Below are 20,856 nucleotides of genomic sequence, written 5' to 3'. Positions count from 1 at the left end.
ATGGAGTACCCTGCACTCTACGGGGTATTGCGCTGGCCGGCATCGGTGATTTCCGTAACCACAGTGCCGCTGTGCCGTTTCCTTGCACTGCAACAAATCTGGCAAGATACGGCAATGCAATTGGCATACATGGAGGCTACACGTGGATTTCATGCAGCTTGACTGGCAGGGCAAAACCCTCGCCGGCAGTATCGACGTACCGGCAGGCGCAACCCAGGGCCTGCTGCTGTTGCACGGGTTTACCGGGAACCGGCTTGAGTTCACCTACTTTTTTGTCGAGCTGTCGCGCCGGCTGGCCGAGCGCGGCATTGCCACCTTCCGCTTCGACTTTCCGGGCTGTGGCGAAAGCGACGGCGAATTTGCCGACATCACGCTGGCGCAGCAGGCGCTGGTGACGCGTTTTCTGCTGCGCGAGCTGGCGGCACGCTACCCGCAGCTGGGCTGGCATCTGTTCGGGTTCAGCATGGGCGGACGAGCTGCAATGCTGGCGGCGCAGGAGCTGCCGGTGCCGCTGCGCTCGCTCAGCCTTGCTGCGCCGGCCCTCAATCTGGCCAGCGTGGTGGCCCAGGCGGCCGCGCAGGGCGAGAGCCTGCCGGATGGCCGCAGTGATTTTCTCGGCATGGAAATCGGGCTGGCGCTGGTCAACGAGCTGACCCAGCTTGATCCGCTCGCCGGCCTGCATACCCTTCGCCTGCCGGTGCTGATCGTGCATGGCGGGGCCGATGCGGCCGTGCCGCCGCAGGAAACCCTGCCGCTGCAGGCAGCGATACCGCATGCCCTGCGCGAAGAATGGCCGGGCGTCGACCACACCTTTTCGCGCCGGCCGTGGCGCATGCGTCTGGCCGACCGCTTGGCGCAATGGGTTGAACTCCATGCCGCTGAATGATCATGGTATGGGTATTGGCCTGGAGCCATTGAAAAATAAAGGCTTTGAGGTAATACAATGGCGCGTATAAGGCGGCGGCCATCAGGGGGCATGGTAATTTTGCCTTCCGCGGTGTGACTTTCTGCCGCGACGCGGTGAGGGCATGTCCGGATAATGGTTTCCATGGCAAGCACGCAGAACACGCTGCTTTCTTGCTATCTCTCCTAGATTGATCTTGAGGCCACCCGCGCGGTGGTCTTTTTTTGTCCGGAATTTACCTGGAGTTGGCTGGCGCAGCGGCGCACAATATCGCCTGTTCATTCCATCTGCTCCGGGCTGTGACCATGCTGTTCGCGATATTCACCACCATTTTCGGCACCCTGATGGCACTGCTGCCGATCTGTAATCCACTGATTTCTGTCGGCGTGCTGCCTGGCCTGACCGCGCATCTGAGCGAAGCCGAGCGCGCCCGCCAGGTGAAGCGTGCGTGCTGCTACATGGCCGGCATCCTCACGACCTTCCTGCTGGCTGGCGCGCTGATCATGGATTTCTTCAGCATCTCCATTCCCGGCCTGCGCATTGCCGGCGGGATGATCGTCAGCTTCATCGGCTTTCGCATGCTGTTTCCGGCCGAGCGCCCGGCAGGCCTCAGCAATGCGGCCGAAGAAGAAGCGCACAACAAGGACGACATTTCCTTCACGCCGCTGGCGATGCCCTTTCTGTCAGGCCCCGGCTCGATTGCTGTGGTGATCTCGATGTCCTCCGGTCTGCACGCGCAGCACGACATGCCGCTGCTGCTGGGGTATGCCAGCGTGGTTGCCGGCATCGCGCTGACGGCTTGGATATCCTGGCTCACGCTGCGTGCAGCGGCGCCGCTCTACCGCGTACTGGGGGAAAACGGCATCAGTGCGGTCGTGCGCATCATGGGTTTTTTCCTGATCTGTATCGGCGTGCAGTTTTTCATCAACGGCGTGAGCAATCTGCTGCACGACCCGACCTTCATGCCGCAGCGGGTAGCCGCCAGTCATTGAGGCAGGCCAGCGTGTCCTGATTTCATAGTTTCAGGCAATCGCTACGCTTGATTTGTTTGATTTTTGCCAGACCGGACGGCGGCCTAGACTAGGGCTTCATCGATCCTTTGCGGAGAAGCCCATGTTCAAACCCGAATCCAAGAGCTGGCTGAGTTGCCGGCAAATTCTGCTGTGGTTTGCCGCCGAATACGCGGCAAGCCACTGACTCCGGTTCACCATGGCCGGACAAGTCAGCCTGGTCCAGTTGGCTTTGCCAGGGTATTGCCTTGTATCCATTCATGCGAAAGGGATACAGGCCGGTAGATTGGTATGTATCAGCACAGGGCCATGATGCGTGCGGCAATCGCAGCGGGAACGCCGGACTGCAGACAATCAATGCGCTCGACATCATCCATGCCGCGCAGCCAGGTGAGCTGGCGCTTGCAGAGCTGGCGTGTCGCGACGATGCCACGATAGCGCATTTCAGCATGGTCGTACGTGCCATCCAGATGCTCCCACGCTTGCCGGTAGCCGACGCAGCGCATCGACGGCAGATCGAGCGACAGCGTGTATTTCTGGCGCAAGGCACTGACTTCGTCCAGCAGTCCGTTCAGCAGCATCGCATCGAAGCGCAACGCAATGCGATCATGCAGCACCGCGCGGTCCGATGGCTCCAGTGCGATTTTCAGCAAGTGGTAGGGGAGCGGCGCTGCGCCGGGTTCGGCCAGAATTGCCGACATTGGCCGGCCGGCCAGCAGGCAGATTTCGATGGCGCGCTCGATGCGCTGCGAATCGGTCGGTTTGAGCCGCGCAGCGGTTTCCGGGTCGAGCGTGGCCAGTCTGGCATGCAGATGCGGCCAGCCGAAGCGGGCTGCCTCGGCTTCCAGCTCCGCACGCAAGGCGGCATCACCCTGCGGCAGATCGTGGATGCCGTGCTGCAGCGTGTTGTAGTAGAGCATGGTGCCGCCGACCAGCACCGGAATCTTGCCGCGTGCGGTGATTTCCGCCATCAAGCTCAGTGCATCGTCGCGGAACTGGCCAGCCGAATAGCTTTCCTCGGGACTGATGATGTCGATGAGCTGATGCGGCGCACGCGCCAGTTCATCCGGCGTCGGCTTGGCCGTGCCGACGTTCATGTCGCGGAACACCAGAGCGGAATCGACCGAAATCAGCTCGACGGGCAGGCCGGATTCGATCAGGTGAATGGCGGCGGCAGTTTTGCCTGAAGCGGTCGGGCCCATCAGGAAGACGGCGGGCGGCAGTGGGAGCATGGTTCAATCCGGCGAAACGCAGAAGCGGGCGGCGGTCTGCCGCTCGTAAGGCGGCAAGTATAGCGGCCTGCCGTACTTACGGCGATGTCACCAGCGTGGTGGCAGCTGCCATCTGGGCAGCCAGCCAGCCGCGCGCGTCGTCCAGCGTGCCGAACCAGCCAAACGGCAGCCCCTGTCGGGCATAGATGTCCGCAATGATGCTGCGCATCAACACGGCGCCTTCCGCATCAGGGTCGACAACGAAGGCCACGGCGGCGCTGGCCAGCCCGGCGGCATTCTGTGCCGCGAGCGAGGCTTCGAGCGCCGCCAGCGCATCCGGTGTGGCTGCGATGCTGCCGGCAAATTCGGCGAGGATGGCAAACGGGCCCTGCGCGGCAGTGGCGGCCATCAGGCCGCGGTCGGCCGCATCGAGTGCCTGCAGCAGTTCGAGATTGAAGGGGCCGGTGGCCTGATAGCGCAGCAATTGCCCTTCGGCCCAGATTTCGACGTGGCCGTGCGGAGCGAAGCGGCTGCCGCCGCTATGGTTGCGGGTACTGATCTTGTTCATGCCGCGCAGTATGCCTTGCCTGTACCGGTTTGATGTTGCATTGCCGCAAACTTGCAGGGAGGGGGCGTGGTACTTTTACCAAAATCACGCGCCAGGCAAAATTCATTGCGATTTTGTCATTGCAAATCAATGTCTTGTTGTCTTGTGCATCTTTCAGGTCTGACGAAGAGCGGGTCACACCGCTGTTTCCAGCGGGAGCCTAGCGTGGGGGGGCAAGTGCGCGGGCGATGAAGTTGCGTGACACACGCGGTTTCGGAATGTGGCTGTCGACAAATTCGGCAAACCAGCCGCGCACGTCGTCATCCAGACACAGCCCGTGCATGTAATTGTAGAGCGCCTTGTTGAGCGCGCGACCGAGCGCATCGTGATCAACGCCGGTCGGATCGATAAAGCCGACGTCGTTGGTGGCGAAGGTGATTTCCGGCAGCGGAATCAGCTGCACACCGTATTCTTCCGGATTCTTGCCGACCGGCGAATGCACGGTACAGGCAAAGCGGTGGAAAAAGCCGGACTGGATGCAGCCTTCAGAAAACAGTTGGCGTACGTATTCGAGCGCATCGACGGTATCGTGCAGCGTTTGCGTCGGAAAGCCGTACATCAGGTAGGCGTGCACCAGAATGCCGGCCTGCGAGAAGCCGGCGGTGACGCGCGCGACCTGTTCGACGGACACGCCTTTTTTCATCAGCGTAAGCAAGCGGTCACTGGCGACTTCCAGTCCGCCGGAAATGGCGATGCAGCCGCTGTCAGCCAGCAACTGGCACAGCTCGGGCGTGAACGATTTTTCGAAGCGGATGTTGCCCCACCACGAAATCGTCACGCCACGGCGCAGCAGTTCTTCGGCCAGCGCCTTGAGCATTTTCGGCGGTGCGGCTTCATCGACGAAGTGAAAACCGGTTTGCCCCGTCTCGGCGATGATGGCTTCGATGCGGTCGACCAGAATTTCGGCCGACGCGGTTTCGTAGCGTGAAATGTAGTCGAGCGTGATGTCACAGAAGCTGCATTTTTTCCAGTAGCAGCCGTGCGCGACGGTCAGCTTGTTCCAGCGCCCGTCGCTCCACAGACGGTGCATGGGGTTGAGCATGTCCAGCAGTGACAGGTAGTCGTGAATCGGCAGCCCATCCCAGGTTGGCGCACCCCATTCCTCGAAGGGAACGTCGGGCTCGGGGAAGTTGATGTAGCGGACCTTGCCGTTCTCTCGAACAAACGTGCGAACCAGCCGCTCGGCCGAGCGTTTGCCTTGCAGATGGTCGATCAGTGCCAGCAGCGGGCGTTCGCCCGAATCCAGCGTGACGAAGTCGAAATAATCGAAGACGCGGGCTTCTTTCAGCTCGCGCAGCTCGGTATTGGCAAAGCCGCCACCCAGCGCGATCCTGATCTGCGGATGGTTTGCCCTGATTGTCTGCGCGATGCGAAACGCGGCGTACACCGCGCCGGGAAAGGGCACCGAGAGCAGGACCAGATCGGGCTGGTGGCGCGTAATCGTTGCGAGCGTCAGTTCCGCCAGTTCGCGGTCGATCAGATTGGGCGGCGCAGCGAGTGCTTGTGCCAGCGGCTCGAAGGTCGGCTGGCTGATCGCCAGCGAATCGGCGTAGCGCACGAACTCGAAGCGTTCATCGATGCCATCGCGCAGCACATCGGCGAGATCGTTCAGATACAGCGTCGCCAGATGACGGGCACGGTCATGCGTGCCCAGCGCACCGAAGGCCCAGGCCAGCGGATCGTTGCTGTCGTCAATGGTGTAGGCGTCCACCGCTGCGAAGCGCGGGCCTTCGGGCAGGAAGGTCCGGCTGACGATGCGGTGCGCCAGTGTGGTATCGCGCCCTTGCAGGAAGGCGATCACCGGCGCGATGGTGCGCTGGTAGTGTTCGTAATGGTGGATGAAGAAGCGCAGTGCCGGGCTGCGCTGCTTCTTCGGAATGTCGAGCACCGCGTCGAGCACGCGCGCAAGGCCGTCCTTTGACAGCAGCCGCAGCACCAGCGCCAGCGCCAGGTCTTCCTGTTCCGAGGGTATGCTTCGCAAGCGCAAGAAGCCGGTGATGTAGGCGGTGGATGGGTAGGGGGTATTGAGCTGTGTCATCGGCGGGATGAGCGATAGCACGCGGAGGGTCGTCATGTCATTGCCCCCTCATGAACAGGCCGTCGAGGTCTTTCATCGTCAGCCGGAACCACGTCGGACGGCCGTGATTGCACTGGCCGCTGCGCTCGGTTGCTTCCATGTCGCGCAGCAGCGCATTCATTTCCGGCAGGGTGAGCTGGCGGTTGGCGCGCACTGCACCGTGGCAGGCCATGGTGGCGAGCAGCTCGTTCCTGCGGCCGGCCAGCATCTGGCTGATGCCGACCGTTCGCACGTCGGCGAGCATCGCGCGCGCCAGCTCGACCACATCGGCGTCTTTCAGCAGCAGCGGCACCGCACGCACCGCAAGCTGCGTCGGCGACATCACTGACAGCTCAAGCCCGAGCTGCGCGAGTTCCGCGCCGTGATCTTCCACGGTGGCGACATCAAGGCGATCAGCGGCGAAGACGTGCGGAATCAGCAAGGGCTGGGTCGGCATCTGGCGCAGGTCGAGCGCGGTTTTCAGCTTTTCATAGACGATGCGCTCGTGCGCGGCGTGCATGTCGACGACGATCAGGCCATCGGGCGCCTGGCTGAGGATGTAGACGCCGTGCAGCTGGCCCAGCGCAAAGCCCAGTGGCGGAATCAGTGGTGCGTCATCGGCAGGCATGCTGGCCGCAGGCGCTGGCTGGGGGGCGGCGGTTTCCGGCCGCGTTGCCGCTACCGGTTCACCCAATGGCTGCCAGGGCAAACTTGAGGGTATTGGGCTGGAGTCTTCTGATTTATTGGGTTGTGGGGTACTACCAGTGCCCGTATCACGGCGCAGATCACCAATCAGCTTGTCGTAGAAGCCCAGTCCTTCGCGGGCGCTGGCGAGCGGGATGGCTTGCTGGCGCGCGGCGAGCTCGGCGTAAGTCGGCGCGCGCGGCGCGCTTGCCGGCGCTGCCGCTGCAGTGGAGGCTGGCTGTGGTGTCGGGCGCGCGAGCACTTCGCCGGTGTCCGGGTCGATGCCTGCTGGCACGGTTGTCTGTTCTGGCTGCACCTGCCCGTTGCCGGCGCCCGCACGGGTGCCGGCCAGTGCCTTGGTCAGGCTGGTGAGCAGGAAGCGGTAGACGGCCTGGCTTTCGCGGAAACGCACCTCGATCTTGGTCGGGTGCACGTTGACGTCCACCGTTTCCGGGTCGAGTTCGAGGAAGAGGCAGTAGGCCGCATGGCGGTCGTGATGCAGCACGTCGCGGTAGGCTTCGCGCAGCGCGTGCTGGATGACCTTGTCGCGCACGAAACGGCCATTGACGAAGAAATACTGTGCATCGCGGCTGGCCTTGCCCAGCGTCGGGCTGCCTGTGATGCCGTAAAGGCGCAGCGGGCCGAAGCCTTCATCGACATGGACTCCCGATGTGACGAATTCTTCGCCCAGCAGCTCGCCCGCGCGGCGCGCCAGATCGCCGGCAACGAGGCGCAAGGCGGCGCGGCCGTTGTGCAGCAGCGTGAACTGCTTGTCCGGATTGGCGAGCGCCAGGCGCTTGACCATCTCGGCGCAGTGCGCGAATTCGGTGGCGTCCGATTTGAGGAATTTGCGGCGTGCCGGCAGCTGGTGATAGAGCTCGTGCACTTCGATGGTCGTGCCGTGGCTGAGTGCGGCGGGCTCGATCTCGCCCAGATTGCCGTGATCGGCCTCGACACGCCAGGCGTGGCTGTCATCCTGATAGCGGCTGGTGAGCGTGAGCCGCGAAACGGACGCAATCGACGCCAGCCCTTCGCCGCGAAAGCCCAGCGTGGCGACACGCTGCAGATCGTCGAAGCTGGCGATCTTGCTGGTGGCGTGGCGGTGCAGCGCAAGTGGCAGGTCGTCGCGGGCAATGCCGCAGCCGTCGTCGGTGATCCTGATCAGCTTGGTGCCGCCATTGAGCAGCTCGATGTGCAGATTGCTGCTGCCGGCATCCAGGCTGTTTTCCAGCATCTCCTTGAGTGCATTGGCCGGGCGCTCGACCACTTCGCCGGCGGCGATCTGGTTGACGAGCTGGTCGGGAAGAACCTGGATACGTGGCATGTCGGTCTTGATGAACTAGTATTGAAAGAAATGTCTTGGGCCGTGCTGCAAACAGTATATCAGCCTGCCCGTCCGGAACTGCCCTGAGGTGACCTTCAACATGCCCCGCAAACAGACCTGCATCCTGGTTGATGACGACAGTGTGCTGCGCAGCCTGATGTCTTCCATCCTGCGCAGCGTGGATTTCGAAGTGCTGGCCGAATCGGCGCACGCCGACAACGTGCTCGATCTGGTCAAGCAGCATCACCCGCAACTGGTGCTGCTGGATATCAACCTGCCCGAGGCCAACGGCCTGGATCTGCTGCCTGAAATCCTGAAGCAGCAACCGGCGCCGAAAGTGGTGATGGTCACGGCCGAGGCCACAGTTGAGCGGGTGCGCGGTGCGCTGGGCAAGGGGGCTGCCGGGTTTGTCGTCAAACCCTTCACGCCGGCCAAGCTGCTGGCTGCGGTGGGGCATGCGCTGGAGCTCGATGGCTGAGTTTGCCCGGGCAGATAACGAAAAACCCGCAGCGCGTGCCTGCGGGTTTTTTCATGCTGCATGGAGGGGGCGTCCTAATTGCTGGCCAGTTTCGTGCGCGGTTGCGGCGGGTATTTGGCGAAATACTTGCGGATGCCGCGCTGCAAGGCCTGCGCCATTTTCTGCTGGTATTCCTCGGTGACGAGCTTCTGTTCTTCGGCCGGATTGGAAATGAAGGCGGTTTCCACCAGCACGGAAGGGATGTCGGGCGCTTTCAGCACGGCAAAGCCGGCCTGCTCGACATGCGGCTTGTGCAGGCGGTTGATGTCCGACAGCTCTCCGAGCATCACCTTGCCGAGCTTCAGACTGTCGTTGATGGTCGAGGTCATCGTCAGGTCCATCAGGACGCGGGCGAGCTCCGGGTTCTTGTTGTCGATTTTTACGCCGCCGATCAGGTCGGCCGCGTTCTGGCTTTGCGCCAGCATCCGCGCCTGCACGCTGGTGGCGCTCTTATCAGACAGCGCAAACACCGATGAACCGTTGGCATCCTGCCGCAGGGCCGCGTCGGCATGGATCGACATGAAGAGGTCGGCCTGCACGGCTCGCGCTTTCTTGACGCGCGTGCCCAGCGGCACGAAATAATCGCCGTCGCGCGTGAGCACCACGCGCACGTTGGGGTCTTCTTCCAGCAGGGTTTTCAGGCGGCGGGCAATGGCCAGTACCACGGTTTTCTCATAGGTGCCGCCCGGACCGACCGCGCCGGGGTCTTCGCCGCCGTGGCCGGGGTCGAGCACCACGGTAATCAGGCGGTCCACTTTCAGCGTATTGCGATCAACCGCGTCAGGCTGGGCCTGCTTTTCCGCCTGCGGCCGTTCCGCAGCTTTGGGTTTCTCTGCGGGCTTTGCGGCGGAGGCGTCGTTCTGTGCCAGCGTTTCGGATTTGGTCAGCGCTGGCGTGTCGCGCTTGTCCTGGTCGCTGAGGAAAGCCAGCAGCGGGTCATCCTGATGTGCCGGGTAGAGGTCGATCACCAGCCGGTGCTGGTATTCAGCCACCGGCGGCAGGGTGAAGACCTGCGGCTTGGTCTCGGTTTTCATGTCGAGCACCAGACGCACCACGCCCGGCTTGTTGCGGCCCGCGCGCAGCTGCTGGATGTACGGGTCGTCTGGCAGTACCTTGCCGGCCAGGCTTTGCAGCTGGCTGTTGATGTCGATGCCTTCGAGGTCGACGACCAGGCGCTCGGGGTCTTTCAGGGCAAACTGCTTGAAGGTGAGCGGCGCGGTGGATTCGATGGTGACGCGGGTGTAGGCCATGGAAGGCCAGACGCGGACAGCGACAACGCTGGGTGTGCCATCCGCAGCCATGCCGCGTGGGACCACGCTGAGCAGGAAGGAGGCGGCAGCCGCCTGCAGTATCCAGCGCCTTGAGGGTATGTGCTCAGGGGCTTTCAATTCATTGGGCTGTGGAGTGATACCCTTGTTGCGCATGCCTTGCCTTGTTCGCTGAAAACGTCGAGTCGTGCTCTGCGGCCTGTGCCTTCCGGAACCAGCGTGATGCGCCAGTCGGGTTGCGGCAGCAGGCCGGCGGCCTTGTCGGCCCATTCGATCAGGCAGACGCTGTCCGGATTGAAATGTTCCCGGAAGCCGGCGTCTTCCCATTCTTCCGGGTCGTTAAACCGATATAAATCAAAGTGATATAAGTATAAGTTAGAAATTGTATAAGGTTCAACCAGCGTATACGTGGGGCTTTTCACACGGCCGGCAAAGCCGAGGCCGCGCAGGATGCCACGGGTGAGCGTGGTTTTGCCGGCGCCGAGATCGCCCTCCAGCTCGATGACCAAACCTGGCGCGAGGGCGGTGGCGAGCGCCGCACCCAGCGCGAGCGTGGCGCTCTCGTCGGCAAGGAGGAATTCCTGGCTGAAGGCGGTATCATCGGGCTTATGCATGCAGAACTCGATTATGTTGAACTGGCGAAAACGGTAAAGGACTGGGCGGTCGAGCTTGGCTTTGCGCGTGCGGCGATTTCCGGCGTTGACCTTGCGCACGCTGAACAGGGGCTGCTCGACTGGCTGGCGGCAGGTTACCACGGCGAGATGGATTATATGGCACGCCACGGACTCAAGCGCGCCCGCCCGGCCGAGCTGGTGCCGGGCACGCTATCGGTGATCAGCGTTTTCCTGCCCTATTTGCCGCCCGGCGCCGCCGCTGCGGAAGAAAACCTCGCCGATGCCGAGCGCGCCTATCTGTCGCGCTATGCGCTGGGGCGCGATTATCACAAAGTGCTGCGCAATCGTCTGCAGCAACTGGCCGAGCGGCTGGCGGCGCGCATCGGGCCCTTTGGTCATCGCGTGTTCGTCGATTCGGCACCGGTGCTGGAAGTGGCGCTGGCAGTGAATGCCGGGCAGGGCTGGCGTGGCAAGCACACGCTGCTGCTGAACCGCGAATATGGTTCCTTCTTTTTTCTGGGCGAGCTGTTTACCGATCTGCCGCTGCCCGCCGATGCGCCCATGCCCGATGAGCATTGCGGGCGCTGCACCCGCTGCATTGATGTCTGTCCGACGCAGGCGATCGTTGCGCCGTATCAGGTTGATGCCCGTCGCTGCATTTCCTACCTGACCATCGAGCTGAAGGGCAGTATTCCGGTCGAATTCCGGCCCATGCTCGGTAATCGCGTGTATGGCTGCGATGACTGCCAGCTGGTCTGTCCGTGGAACCGCTTTGCGGTCACAACGGAGGAGGCCGATTTTCAGGTGCGGCACGGGCTGGATGCGGCCACGCTGGTGGAGCTGTTCGCATGGAGCGAAGCCGATTTTCTGGCCCGCATGGCGGGCAGCCCGATTTACCGCATCGGTTACGAGCAGTGGCTGCGCAATCTGGCCGTGGGGCTGGGCAATGCGCCGCGCAGTGCGGCCGTGATGGCAGCGCTGCAGGCGCGCGCTGACGATGCGAGCGAGCTGGTGCGCGAGCATGTGACCTGGGCGCTGGCGCAGCATGCCGGCCGGACTGACTTGGGCTGATCCCCGGAATGCTTCAGCCGCCAAGACGGTGCGCGGCCAGCATGTCATCGACCAGCTTTACGACAACGTCGATATCCAGCGGCTTGGTCAGGTAGCCGGCAAAGCCGGACTCCAGCGCTGCGGCGGCCTGCTCGATGCCACTGTCGCCGGATAGTGCAATCACCGGCAGCGTCCGCCCGGAGGGCGAATGGCGGATGCACTGCAGCAGGCCCAGGCCAGCGCCATCGGGCAGGTGCAGATCCAGCAGCAGCAGATCGGGATGCGCCTGCTCCAGCAGTTGCAGGCCGTCGCCGAGGCTGCCGGCCATGATCAGGCAGAACTGCGGCCGCAGCCGCGCGAAGACGCTCTGCAGTACCCGCTGGTTGAGTTCGTCGTCCTCGATGTAGAGCAGCGTCGCCATCTGGGGTGAACTGCTGTCCTCATGTTCGGCCTGTGGCGGGCAGCGGTCCGCAAGCGGCAGCGAGCCGGCCGGCAGATCGATCCAGAAGCGGCTGCCAGTGCCGGCTTCGCTTTCCACGCCGATATTGCCATGCATCAGCAAGGCCAGCTTGCGGGTAAAGGCCAGGCCGATTCCGGTTCCCTCGATGCTGTTCTGATGCTTGCCGACACGGCTGAAGGGCTGGAAAAGCTGCTTCAGCTCGGTATCCGTCATGCCAAGGCCGGTATCGGTCACGGATATGCGCCACATGCCATGGTCGGTATAACTGACCGCAATCGAGACACTGCCGTGCTCGCGGTTGTATTTGACGGCATTCGAGAGCAGGTTGATGAGCATCTGCCGGAGGCGGCGGGCATCGGCAATCACGCAGTACTGCCCGGCCGGCGCACCCTGCAATGTGATAGTGATGCCGCGCGCCTGCGCCAGCGGGCGGACCAGCATCAGGCAATCTTCGATGACCGGAGCGAGATCCAGTGGCTCCAGGCTGATCCGGAGACGGCCGGCTTCGATGCTGGCGAGATCGAGCACTTCGTTGATGAGCGCCAGCAGATGCTGGCCGGCAGTCAGGATATGGCCGACCATTTCACGGCTGCCTTCGTCAGTGTCTTCGCGCAGCAGATGGGCAAAGCCGAGGATGGCATTGAGCGGCGTGCGCAGCTCGTGGCTCATGTGCGAGAGGAAATCCGATTTGGCCTGGTTGGCTGCCTGTGCCTGGTCGCGCGCTTCCAGCAAGGCCGTTTCATGCTGCTTGATGCGCGTCATGTCGTGAAAGCCGGTGACGCGGCCAATGGGGCGGTCGTTCAGGATTTGCGGGCGCGAGGACAGCTCGATTACCCGTCCGTCGCGCAGCACGCAGGTGAAGCTGTAATCGTGATGCGGGTGCTCCAGGGTTTTCAGCCACCACAGCTCGAAGGCGTGCCGGTCCACCATCTGCTGCAGCATGGCCTGGCGGATTCCTTCCGCGCTGCCTTGCAGCAAATCGGGCGAGAGCATCCAGAATTCGGCAAAGCGGTGGTTGAAATGCTCGATGCGGCCATCGAGTCCGGTAACCAGCAGGCCATCAACGGTGGCCTCCAGCGTGGTCGAGAGCAGCGCGCTGTTGCGTGCATTGAGCTGCTCCTGCATCAGCATGCTGCTGATGTCATGACTCGAGATTACCAGCCAGGTGCGCCCCTGCCAGCTGACCGGGCGCACAGATCGTTCGACCGGCAGGGTGGAGCCATCCCTGCGCTGGTATTCGCTGCGTACGCCGGTCAGCGTACGGTATTCGCCTGCGCTGACTTCTTCCCAGTAAAACAGCTCGGAGAGGCCCGATTCGACCTGGCTGACCGGCAGGCCGGCGAGAGCGCCGGGCGGATAATGCAGCATGACTTCTGCCGCCGGATTGGCCGCAGCGATGCACAGGGTCTGTGCGTCCACCAGCAGCACACTTTCCTGACACGCGGCCAGCAGCAGGTCGGCGGGAGGCGGCTCGGCTGCCGGCGGCGTCGTGTTCATGCTTCAGCCTTCCTCGTTCGGACGGAAGTAGTAGGTCGTGCGCTTGCGCGGGCTCAGGTAATCGGCGGCCGTACGCGGCAGTTGCACGGGCTTGACCGATTTGCTGATGTTGAGCGAGTCGTCCTGCTCGAGATTGATGATGTTGGCAATGTCGCGCGGCAGCTCGGGGTCGTACACCAGCACCGAGGGTTTCAGCGGCCGGCTGGCATTGACGGATACCACTATGGCGTATTGCCCGCTTGATAACTGGATGCAAGAGCCTGGTGGATATACCCCCATGCTGCGTACGAAAGTGCCGAGAATCTGGCTGTCAAACTGGCTGCGGTGCTGGGCAAACATCTGCGCGAGAGCTTCGTGCGGCGTCAGCGATTCCATCGGGTTGATGCGGTTGCAGAGGTTGTCGTAATAGTTCACCACCACCAGCACGCGCGCCAGCGGGTCGATATCGGCCAGCTTGTGCTGCTGCGGATAGCCGCTGCCATCGGCCAGCTCGTGATGCTGCAGGATGATGCGCTGGATCTGCTCGGACAGGCCGGCCGCCTTTGCCGCCTCCATGCTCCATTCGCAATGCTGGGCCAGCAGCTTGCGTTCGGCCAGAGTGAGCGTGTCGGTTTTCAGCAGCACGCGATCGGGAATCCGCGTTTTGCCTACGTCGTGCAGCAGGGTGGCCAGCCCGAGCTGGTGGATGTCGTCGCGCGGCAGGCCCAGTGCCTTGCCAAGCAGCAGGGCCAGCACGGACACATTCAGCGAGTGGAAATACAGCTCGTCGCTGCCACCCTTGTCATTCATCAGCTGCAGCGCGATATCGCTTTCCACCAGCAGCGAATCCAGCATGTGGCCGAGCAGACGGTCGGCCTGTGCTGCGGTTTCTTCCGGACGCGAGTAGATTTGCTTGTTGATCTGGCGGACGACTTGCGCGGCCTGGGTGAAATCCCGCTCGCAGGCCTGCAGCAGCGCTTGCCGGCGCGCGGCCTTTGCCTGGGCCTCGCGTTTGGCCGCCAGTCTTGCCTGCAGCTCGGGGTCGGGCTCTGTCGGCGGAGGCGGCGCGGGACCGGCATCGCTGGCTGGTTCGGAAAGGGGCGGGCAGTCGCTCTGCTCGGGCGAATAGCGGATGCGCTGCAGGCCGAGCTGCCTGATCGTGGCAATCTGCGCCGGCGATTTGATCTTGAAGCTCCCCAGTGCAAAGGGGTGATCCATCCAGCCCAGGTCAAGATGGATGTAAATCCCGACCTGCAATTGGTCAGGGTGCAGATAATGGGCTTCAGCGGGTTGGCTTTGTAGGATCATGACGTTTTTTGTAGTTTGCTGGTCAGCTGCGCTCAGCAACCAGTATGGATGCTTCGTCGTCATTTTTCAGGAGATTCCGAATAGTGGAAGACACCGCAGTGCCGGACTGCACCGGCGTGATCGTGTTCCCCGTGGGCGAAGGCATGCTGGTGCTGCAGACTCCGCCGCAATTGCAGTGCCAGCAGCGCTTGTGGCAGCTGGCGGATGCCCTGCGGGCAAGCGGCTGGCAGCCTGTTCTGGGGGTGTATCACCTTGGCCTGTCGTTTGATCCCTTGGTTTGCCCGGCGGACGAGGCAAGCGAGCTGTTGCTGGCGGGCTGGCAGCAGGCGGAAGCGGTGGAACGTGCCAGTGCCGTGCTGCATCTGCTGCCGGTGACGTATGGCGGGGCGCATGGCCCCGACCTGGATGTCGTGGCCGAATGCTGTGGCCTGTCGCCGGCGGAAGTGATCGAGCGCCATGCGGCAGCCGAGTACCAGGTGTATTGCCTCGGCTTCCTGCCCGGTTTTCCCTATCTGGGCGGCATGGATCCGTTGCTGGCAACGCCGCGCCGCGCCGAGCCCCGTCTGTGCGTACCGGCCGGCAGTGTGGGAATCGGCGGTGGCCAGACCGGCATCTACCCGCAAGCTGCGCCGGGCGGCTGGCAGCTGATCGGCCGCAGCAGCAGCCGTCTGTTCAACCCCGCCCGGGACCCGGTTGCACTGTTGCAACCCGGGGACCGCGTGCGTTTCGTGCCGGAGCAGGCATCATGTCGCTGATCGTTCTGAAATCCGGCATCCAGACCACGGTACAGGATCTCGGCTCGCCTTGCGCGATGCAGGCCGGGATTGCCGCTGGCGGTGCCGCTGACCCCCTGTCGTGCCGGCTGGCCAACTGGCTGGTGGGTAATCCGGGCTCAGCCGCCGTGCTGGAAATCACGCTGGGCAATGTGCGCATCCGCGCCGGGCAGGATCACTGGCTGGCGCTGACCGGTGCGCCGTGCAGCATGCGGGTGAATGGCAGGCCAAGAACCATGGCGACGGCGTTTGTGCTGCACAAGGGCGAGGAGCTGCACATTGCTGCGCCACATGCCGGGCTGCGCAGTTATCTGGCGGTTGCCGGCGGGCTTGATGCTGATGAATTCATGGGTAGCCGCAGTACCCGTCTGCAGGCCGCATGCGGTGGCTGGCAGGGGCGTGCGCTACGGCCCGGTGACGAGCTGCCGGTTGCGCCGGGAGGGCGTAGCGCGGCCGGACGGGCCATCCGCATGCCGGCACTGGCCGACTGGGTGCGCATCCTGCCGGGGCCGCAATGGCCGTGGCTAGACGACGTTGCGCGCCACACCTTCCTGCAGACAGCCTGGCAAATTGACTCGGCCAGCAACCGCATGGGGGCTCGTTTGCAGGGGGCGGCCCTGGAGCGGTTCACGGATGAAAGCCTGTTCTCGCATCCGGTCCTGCCCGGCAGCGTGCAGCTGCCGCCTGCCGGGCAGCCCATTGTGCTGCTGGCCGACGCGCAGCTCACCGGTGGTTATCCGCTGATTGCCCAGGTGATCGCGGCGGATGTCTGGCGCTGTGGCCAGTGGCGTGCCGGACAGAGCGTGCATTTTGTCAGGGTCGATCAGGCCGAGGCGCTGACCGCCTTGCGGCTGCAGCGTGAATGGCTGGCCCGTTTGCAGAAATCGCTTGGGGTATGTTCTTGAGCGATTTTTATTTGTTTGGCTGTGGCGCTATATGCCGCAGGGTATGGTGTGGTGTGCGCTGGGTTTGGCTCAATTTTCCAGCAGCATCTGGTAGATGTAGTGTTCGAGGATCAGCCGCTCGGCCATTGGCAGATCGACAAATTCAACGCCCCAGCCGCGCGCGTCCGGATTGATTTCCGGATCATGGATATTGCGGATGACCGCGTGAATGCTGATGGTGTGCGATTCACCCGCCGCGGGGATGCGCATGCCCAGCTGCAAGCCGTCGCCCTTGCTGCCCAGTGGGTCGGCGCTTTCCAGCATTGCACCACCGGCGGAGAGATTGACCACACGCGCTGAAAAATTGCCGGGCTGCGCGGGCGCCGCCCGGCTGGCGCTGGCGATCAGGCGGGTATTCACGCGCAGGCTCTTGCGCAGCTGGTGGATCTGCAGCTGTTCCGGCCAGGCCAGATGCAGCAGCGGGTAGGGCGTGTAGCTCATTTTCACCACGCGGGCGAAAAAGGAAATGATGTCCTTGCCGGCAATCGCCTTGAACTGCACGACTTCATCGTCGCGAAACGGCAGTACCGCGCCGTTGGCACCGACGGCGCTGACCAGAATCGCCGTTTTCTCCAGCCAGCCGATGAGTTTGACCGCTGCCTTGGGCTTGAGCGCATCGCCGGCCGATTGCAGGTAGACCACCATGCCAGGCTGCAGCTTGGTCTGTGCCAGGGTTTTCTGTACCTGCGTGCGTTCGCCCCGCGCTTCGTTGTCCGGGGCTTCGGGCTCGGGCGGGGGCGCCGGGCGATGCACGCGCGCGCCGCCTGCTGGAGCTGCGGCGCGAGGGGCGTTCCACTGCGGATTGCAGAAAAAGCCGATGGCGGTGAGCGTTTCGATCTGTTTTTCGTTCTGGATCACGTCACCGGCGGCGATCAGCAGCTTGCGCTGACGGTCGTAGACAGGATAGGGCAGGGCAGCACCGACCTGCAGATCCTGTTTGCGCAGCGGTAAGAGATCGTCCTCGGGCATCGGGAGCCGTTCTATTAGCAGTCGTTAATGCTTGCATTTGTAATCTACTTTTCCGGTCCTGCCAATCACCGGACGCTGCCACTGTGCACGTGCTAGAATCGCGCCCTCGCAAGACACTGATCTATCGGGCTTTTCATCCATGCTGCATCTGCTCAACCCCGCGCAACGCGCCGCCGTGCAATACCTGAACGGGCCCTGCCTGGTGCTCGCCGGCGCCGGTTCCGGCAAGACGCGGGTAATCACGCAGAAAATCGCCTACCTGATCGAACAGGCCGGCATGGACGCGCGCAATATCGCCGCGATCACCTTTACCAACAAGGCGGCGCGCGAAATGCAGGAGCGGGTTTCCACCTTGCTGCCCGCGCCCATGTTGCGCGGCCTGACTGTCTCAACCTTTCACAGCCTCGGCATGCGTTTCCTGCGTGAAGAGGCGAAACATCTGGGCTACAAGCCGCAATTCTCGATTCTGGACTCGGCCGACAGCTGGAAAATCCTCTCCGACATCCTGCAGACCACCGACAAGGGGTTGATCCGCCAGACGGTCAGCCAGATTTCGCTGCTGAAAAATGACCGCATCGGCCCGGACGACGCCATCCGCAATGCCGCCAGCGACGGTGAAATGCATCTGGCGCGACTCTACCGCCAGTATCAGGACACGCTCACGGCCTATCAGGCGGTGGATTTTGACGATTTGATCCGCCTGCCGGTCGATCTGCTGGAGCGCAATGACGAAATCCTGCAGAAATGGCGTTCGCGGCTCCGATACCTGCTGATCGACGAGTGCCAGGATACCAATACCACGCAGTACGATCTGGTGAAGCTCTTGTGCAATGTTTCGGGCCAGTTCACCGCCGTGGGTGACGACGACCAGTCGATTTACGCCTGGCGCGGCGCGAACATGGAAAACCTGCGCACGCTGCAGGACGATTTCCCGCAGCTGCGCGTGATCAAGCTCGAGCAGAATTACCGCTCGGTGGCGCGAATCCTGCGCTGTGCGAATGCGGTGATCGCCAACAATCCCAAGCTGTTCGAGAAAACCCTGTGGAGCGAACTGGGCGTGGGCGATCCGATCCAGGTGGTCGAAACCAAGAACGAGGAGCACGAGGCCGAGCTGATCGCGATGAAGCTGCTGGCGCACAAGTTCGAAGCGCAGACCGACTTCAAGGATTACGCCATCCTGTATCGCAGCAACTTCCAGGCGCGCATCATCGAGCAGGCGCTGCGCGAGCACCGGATTCCCTACCAGATTTCCGGCGGGCAGTCGTTTTTCGACAAGGCTGAAATCAAGGACATCCTCGCCTACCTGCGCCTCTTGGTGAACGACAAGGACGACCCGGCCTTCATTCGCGCGGTGACGACGCCCAAACGCGGTGTCGGCAATGTCACGCTGGAGAAGCTAGGGGTATATGCCCAGCAGCGAAATATATCGCTGTATGCAGCGGTATACGAGGAAGGGTTCATTCATCAGGTGCAGGCTGCGCAGTACACGCCACTGAAAGATTTTGCCGATTTCATCGGCCGCATGCAGTTCCGCGCGCCACGCGAGCCGGCTGGTCCTCTGTTGATGGAAATGCTCAAGGCCATCGACTACGAAACCTGGCTGTACGACAGCGAGGAAGCGCGCCCGGCCGAAACCAAGTGGAACACGGTGATGGATTTCGTCGACTGGATCGCCAAGAAGGGCGAGCGCGACGGCAAGGACCTGCTTGAACTTACCCAGACGATTGCGCTGATCACCATGCTCGAAGGGCGCGACGAGGAAGAGGTCGATGCGGTGAAAATGACCACGCTGCACGCGTCGAAAGGCCTGGAATACCCGCATGTGTTTCTGGTTGGCTGCGAGGAAGAAATCCTGCCACACCAGAATTCCATCGAGGCCGGCACCGTCGAGGAAGAGCGCCGGCTGATGTACGTCGGCATCACCCGGGCACAGCGCACGCTGACCATCACCTGGTGCGGCAAGCGCCGCCGCGCCGGCGAATGGCAAATTACGCAGCCCAGCCGTTTCCTCAGGGAAATGCCGGTTGAGGATGTGCGTTTCTCGGGGCGCCTGGCTCCCGACAAGAACACCCCGGCGATCACCAAGCAGGAAGCGCGCGGCATGGCGGCCAGCATTCTGGCACGTCTGGGCTGATGCCGTCTGCTGCCTGCGGCTGGAGCGGGCTGGCTTCTGCAAAACGGACATTCTATCCGGCTTCTCCATATAGGGTGTAGGGTATGTTTGTTTGGCCATTTATTTCAAAAGGGTAGGTGTATATACCCATGCTTTTGTCCGGGTGCCGCTGGTAAGGCCGGGCTGAATTTCTGTCGAGGTTAATCTAGACTTGAATCAGCTTAACGTCAGGATTTGGCCATGAGCACCATTCTCCCTTCGGTTCAGCTGGAAGACTTCATTTTCACCTTCGCCCACGCGATCGATCTGGTCGGGCTGGACGACGCCTGGCATGGCCGCCGGGTCGGCTTGCTGGCTGCCGAGCTGGCGCTGGCCGCTGGCGCCGACTGGCCGGCACGGCAGCGCGCCTACCGGCTTGGCCTGCTGCATGACTGTGGTGTTTCCTCGACGGTGCAGCATCGTGCCATCGCGATGGAGCTGGAATGGCAGGGAGCCGAGGCGCACTGCATCCGCGGCGAGGCATTGCTGGCGCGCTGCGCGCCGCTGGCCGATCTGGCGCCAGTTGTCCGTCATCACCACACGCGCTGGGAAACCTTGCAGACACTGGACTTGCCGGATACGGTGCGTACAGAAGCCGCGCTGGTGTTTCTGGCCGACCGCATCGATACGCTCTCCCGCGCGAGCTACGCTGACCGCAGCACGCTGGCCATCTCGAACATGCTGCGCGATCAGCTGCTGGCCCTGTCGGGGACACTGTTTTCACCGTACTGGATCGGGGTATTTGCCGAAGCATCGCGATGCGAATCGTTCTGGCTGATGCTCGACAGCGAATGCGTGCTTGATTACCAGAATGAAATGCGCGCGCAAGCGGGCAACGAGATCATGAGCTGGGCGGATTTCAAGCAGGGCGCCTACCTGCTGGCCGACGTGATTGACGCCAAATCCCCCTTTACTGCCGAGCATTCGCTGGGCGTGGCACGTGTTTCACGCTATCTGGCGGCGCTGGGCGGGCTTGATGACGAGCGCTGCGAAATGGTCGAAGTTGCCGGCCTGTTGCATGACATCGGCAAGCTGCAGATTCCCGACGATATTCTGGATAGCCCGTGCGGACTGAATGAGCACGATGCCGGTGTCATGCGCGCGCACAGTTTTGCCACCTATATGGTGCTAAAACGCCTGCGTGGCATAGACGACATGGCGCGCTGGGCCGCCTGGCACCATGAAACGCTGGATGGACGCGGTTATCCCTTCCATCTGCAGGATGCGCAGATGCCGCCAGAGGCCCGCATCATCCATGTGGCCGACATGTATCAGGCATTGGCGCAGAACCGCCCTTACCGCAATGCCATGTCGCCGGATGCCATCCTGCGGCTCCTGCGTGCCCGGGCTGACCGGCACTTGCTCGATTCGGGCCTGTTCGAGCAGATCGAACGCCATCTGGGGGCCGTTGACCTGGCTGCGGTGGGGGTGCGGAAAACGGCGCTTGTCGCATAGGAATTCAGGCAGATGCGCGTTGACGCCCGGCTGGCCTGTGGATAGCAGGCATGAAAAAACCCGCTTGCAGGCAA

The 20,856-nt window shown here is 62.7% G+C and carries 17 protein-coding genes; 8 read left to right on the top strand and 9 right to left on the bottom strand.

The genetic code is table 11. From position 1 onward, the window contains the following. The first annotated feature begins 151 nt into the window (after nucleotides 1-151). A complete protein-coding gene (locus tag H559_RS21935; RefSeq protein ID WP_245579386.1) occupies nucleotides 152-886 on the top strand; it encodes an alpha/beta hydrolase in 735 nt (244 codons plus the stop codon). 323 nt (nucleotides 887-1,209) lie between these two features. Next, complete coding sequence (locus H559_RS0114875) at nucleotides 1,210-1,896, top strand: MarC family NAAT transporter (RefSeq protein WP_155845453.1); 687 nt, start codon at nucleotides 1,210-1,212, stop codon at nucleotides 1,894-1,896. Between the two features lie 314 nt (nucleotides 1,897-2,210). On the opposite strand, the gene miaA is transcribed toward H559_RS0114875, so the two are convergent. From miaA to mutL, 4 genes are all read right to left on the bottom strand, one after another. Continuing rightward, nucleotides 2,211-3,146 carry a tRNA (adenosine(37)-N6)-dimethylallyltransferase MiaA gene (gene miaA / locus H559_RS0114865; RefSeq protein ID WP_028453321.1) on the bottom strand — a complete coding sequence of 312 codons (936 nt, stop codon included), beginning with the start codon at nucleotides 3,144-3,146 and terminating at the stop codon, nucleotides 2,211-2,213. A 76-nt stretch (nucleotides 3,147-3,222) separates the two neighbouring features. Continuing rightward, nucleotides 3,223-3,693, bottom strand: coding sequence for a hypothetical protein (locus H559_RS0114860; RefSeq protein WP_028453320.1), 471 nt, complete (start codon nucleotides 3,691-3,693; stop codon nucleotides 3,223-3,225). Nucleotides 3,694-3,892: 199 nt separating this feature from the next. Then, the gene (locus tag H559_RS0114855) at nucleotides 3,893-5,806 is read right to left on the bottom strand and encodes a B12-binding domain-containing radical SAM protein (protein WP_028453319.1); all 1,914 of its coding nucleotides are present in this window, start codon (nucleotides 5,804-5,806) and stop codon (nucleotides 3,893-3,895) included. 1 nt (nucleotide 5,807) lies between these two features. Next, on the bottom strand, nucleotides 5,808-7,796 hold the full coding sequence (gene mutL, locus H559_RS0114850; protein WP_028453318.1) for a DNA mismatch repair endonuclease MutL: 1,989 nt from the start codon (nucleotides 7,794-7,796) through the stop codon (nucleotides 5,808-5,810). 100 nt (nucleotides 7,797-7,896) lie between these two features. Here mutL and H559_RS0114845 point away from each other — a divergent pair, with 100 nt between their 5' ends. After that, nucleotides 7,897-8,274, top strand: a complete 378-nt coding sequence (locus tag H559_RS0114845; protein WP_028453317.1) for a response regulator — start codon at nucleotides 7,897-7,899, stop codon at nucleotides 8,272-8,274. Nucleotides 8,275-8,348: 74 nt separating this feature from the next. Here the strand turns inward: H559_RS0114845 and H559_RS0114840 are convergent, their stop codons facing one another. Continuing rightward, nucleotides 8,349-9,737: an N-acetylmuramoyl-L-alanine amidase gene (locus H559_RS0114840; protein ID WP_051279561.1), complete on the bottom strand. Its 1,389-nt coding sequence runs from the start codon at nucleotides 9,735-9,737 to the stop codon at nucleotides 8,349-8,351. After that, nucleotides 9,698-10,195 carry a tRNA (adenosine(37)-N6)-threonylcarbamoyltransferase complex ATPase subunit type 1 TsaE gene (gene tsaE, locus H559_RS0114835; protein ID WP_028453315.1) on the bottom strand — a complete coding sequence of 166 codons (498 nt, stop codon included), beginning with the start codon at nucleotides 10,193-10,195 and terminating at the stop codon, nucleotides 9,698-9,700. Before tsaE ends, H559_RS0114840 begins: the two co-directional genes overlap by 40 nt. On the opposite strand from tsaE, the gene queG reads away from it, so the two are divergent. Further along, nucleotides 10,190-11,266: a tRNA epoxyqueuosine(34) reductase QueG gene (queG, locus tag H559_RS0114830; protein ID WP_028453314.1), complete on the top strand. Its 1,077-nt coding sequence runs from the start codon at nucleotides 10,190-10,192 to the stop codon at nucleotides 11,264-11,266. The two genes, tsaE and queG, sit on opposite strands and share 6 nt — an antisense overlap. Before the next feature lie 13 nt (nucleotides 11,267-11,279). Here queG and H559_RS20675 read toward each other — a convergent pair whose 3' ends face one another. Together H559_RS20675 and H559_RS0114820 are read right to left on the bottom strand one after the other, a co-directional pair. Next, nucleotides 11,280-13,202, bottom strand: coding sequence for a PAS domain-containing hybrid sensor histidine kinase/response regulator (locus H559_RS20675; RefSeq protein WP_051279559.1), 1,923 nt, complete (start codon nucleotides 13,200-13,202; stop codon nucleotides 11,280-11,282). Nucleotides 13,203-13,205: 3 nt separating this feature from the next. Further along, on the bottom strand, nucleotides 13,206-14,489 hold the full coding sequence (locus tag H559_RS0114820) for a cyclic di-GMP phosphodiesterase (protein WP_034641493.1): 1,284 nt from the start codon (nucleotides 14,487-14,489) through the stop codon (nucleotides 13,206-13,208). An 83-nt stretch (nucleotides 14,490-14,572) separates the two neighbouring features. Here H559_RS0114820 and pxpB point away from each other — a divergent pair, with 83 nt between their 5' ends. Beyond that, on the top strand, nucleotides 14,573-15,244 hold the full coding sequence (gene pxpB, locus H559_RS0114815; protein ID WP_245579380.1) for a 5-oxoprolinase subunit PxpB: 672 nt from the start codon (nucleotides 14,573-14,575) through the stop codon (nucleotides 15,242-15,244). Next, nucleotides 15,235-16,167, top strand: coding sequence for a 5-oxoprolinase subunit C family protein (locus tag H559_RS0114810; protein ID WP_034641491.1), 933 nt, complete (start codon nucleotides 15,235-15,237; stop codon nucleotides 16,165-16,167). Before pxpB ends, H559_RS0114810 begins: the two co-directional genes overlap by 10 nt. A 69-nt stretch (nucleotides 16,168-16,236) precedes the next feature. Here the strand turns inward: H559_RS0114810 and H559_RS0114805 are convergent, their stop codons facing one another. Next, nucleotides 16,237-17,175 carry a flagellar brake protein gene (locus H559_RS0114805; RefSeq protein WP_028453310.1) on the bottom strand — a complete coding sequence of 313 codons (939 nt, stop codon included), beginning with the start codon at nucleotides 17,173-17,175 and terminating at the stop codon, nucleotides 16,237-16,239. A gap of 139 nt (nucleotides 17,176-17,314) precedes the next feature. Here H559_RS0114805 and H559_RS0114800 point away from each other — a divergent pair, with 139 nt between their 5' ends. Next, nucleotides 17,315-19,309 carry a UvrD-helicase domain-containing protein gene (locus H559_RS0114800; protein ID WP_028453309.1) on the top strand — a complete coding sequence of 665 codons (1,995 nt, stop codon included), beginning with the start codon at nucleotides 17,315-17,317 and terminating at the stop codon, nucleotides 19,307-19,309. A 219-nt stretch (nucleotides 19,310-19,528) separates the two neighbouring features. Continuing rightward, on the top strand, nucleotides 19,529-20,782 hold the full coding sequence (locus H559_RS0114795) for an HD-GYP domain-containing protein (protein ID WP_034641488.1): 1,254 nt from the start codon (nucleotides 19,529-19,531) through the stop codon (nucleotides 20,780-20,782). The last annotated feature ends 74 nt before the right edge of the window (nucleotides 20,783-20,856 follow it).

The sequence above is a fragment of the Chitinilyticum aquatile DSM 21506 genome (genome assembly GCF_000430805.1).
GTDB classification, from domain to species: domain Bacteria; phylum Pseudomonadota; class Gammaproteobacteria; order Burkholderiales; family Chitinibacteraceae; genus Chitinilyticum; species Chitinilyticum aquatile.
This window is presented reverse-complemented; position numbering and strand designations above follow the sequence as displayed.

Bases quoted from the DNA above. Each gene is read 5' to 3' on its own strand.
- H559_RS21935 (WP_245579386.1), top strand. From the start codon at position 152: ATGCAGCTTGACTGGCAGGGCAAAACCCTCGCCGGCAGTATCGACGTA.
- H559_RS0114875 (WP_155845453.1), top strand. From the start codon at position 1,210: ATGCTGTTCGCGATATTCACCACCATTTTCGGCACCCTGATGGCACTG.
- miaA (WP_028453321.1), bottom strand. From the start codon at position 3,146: ATGCTCCCACTGCCGCCCGCCGTCTTCCTGATGGGCCCGACCGCTTCA.
- H559_RS0114860 (WP_028453320.1), bottom strand. From the start codon at position 3,693: ATGAACAAGATCAGTACCCGCAACCATAGCGGCGGCAGCCGCTTCGCT.
- H559_RS0114855 (WP_028453319.1), bottom strand. From the start codon at position 5,806: ATGACGACCCTCCGCGTGCTATCGCTCATCCCGCCGATGACACAGCTC.
- mutL (WP_028453318.1), bottom strand. From the start codon at position 7,796: ATGCCACGTATCCAGGTTCTTCCCGACCAGCTCGTCAACCAGATCGCC.
- H559_RS0114845 (WP_028453317.1), top strand. From the start codon at position 7,897: ATGCCCCGCAAACAGACCTGCATCCTGGTTGATGACGACAGTGTGCTG.
- H559_RS0114840 (WP_051279561.1), bottom strand. From the start codon at position 9,737: ATGCGCAACAAGGGTATCACTCCACAGCCCAATGAATTGAAAGCCCCT.
- queG (WP_028453314.1), top strand. From the start codon at position 10,190: ATGCATGCAGAACTCGATTATGTTGAACTGGCGAAAACGGTAAAGGAC.
- tsaE (WP_028453315.1), bottom strand. From the start codon at position 10,195: ATGCATAAGCCCGATGATACCGCCTTCAGCCAGGAATTCCTCCTTGCC.
- H559_RS20675 (WP_051279559.1), bottom strand. From the start codon at position 13,202: ATGAACACGACGCCGCCGGCAGCCGAGCCGCCTCCCGCCGACCTGCTG.
- H559_RS0114820 (WP_034641493.1), bottom strand. From the start codon at position 14,489: ATGATCCTACAAAGCCAACCCGCTGAAGCCCATTATCTGCACCCTGAC.
- H559_RS0114810 (WP_034641491.1), top strand. From the start codon at position 15,235: ATGTCGCTGATCGTTCTGAAATCCGGCATCCAGACCACGGTACAGGAT.
- H559_RS0114805 (WP_028453310.1), bottom strand. From the start codon at position 17,175: ATGCCCGAGGACGATCTCTTACCGCTGCGCAAACAGGATCTGCAGGTC.
- H559_RS0114800 (WP_028453309.1), top strand. From the start codon at position 17,315: ATGCTGCATCTGCTCAACCCCGCGCAACGCGCCGCCGTGCAATACCTG.
- H559_RS0114795 (WP_034641488.1), top strand. From the start codon at position 19,529: ATGAGCACCATTCTCCCTTCGGTTCAGCTGGAAGACTTCATTTTCACC.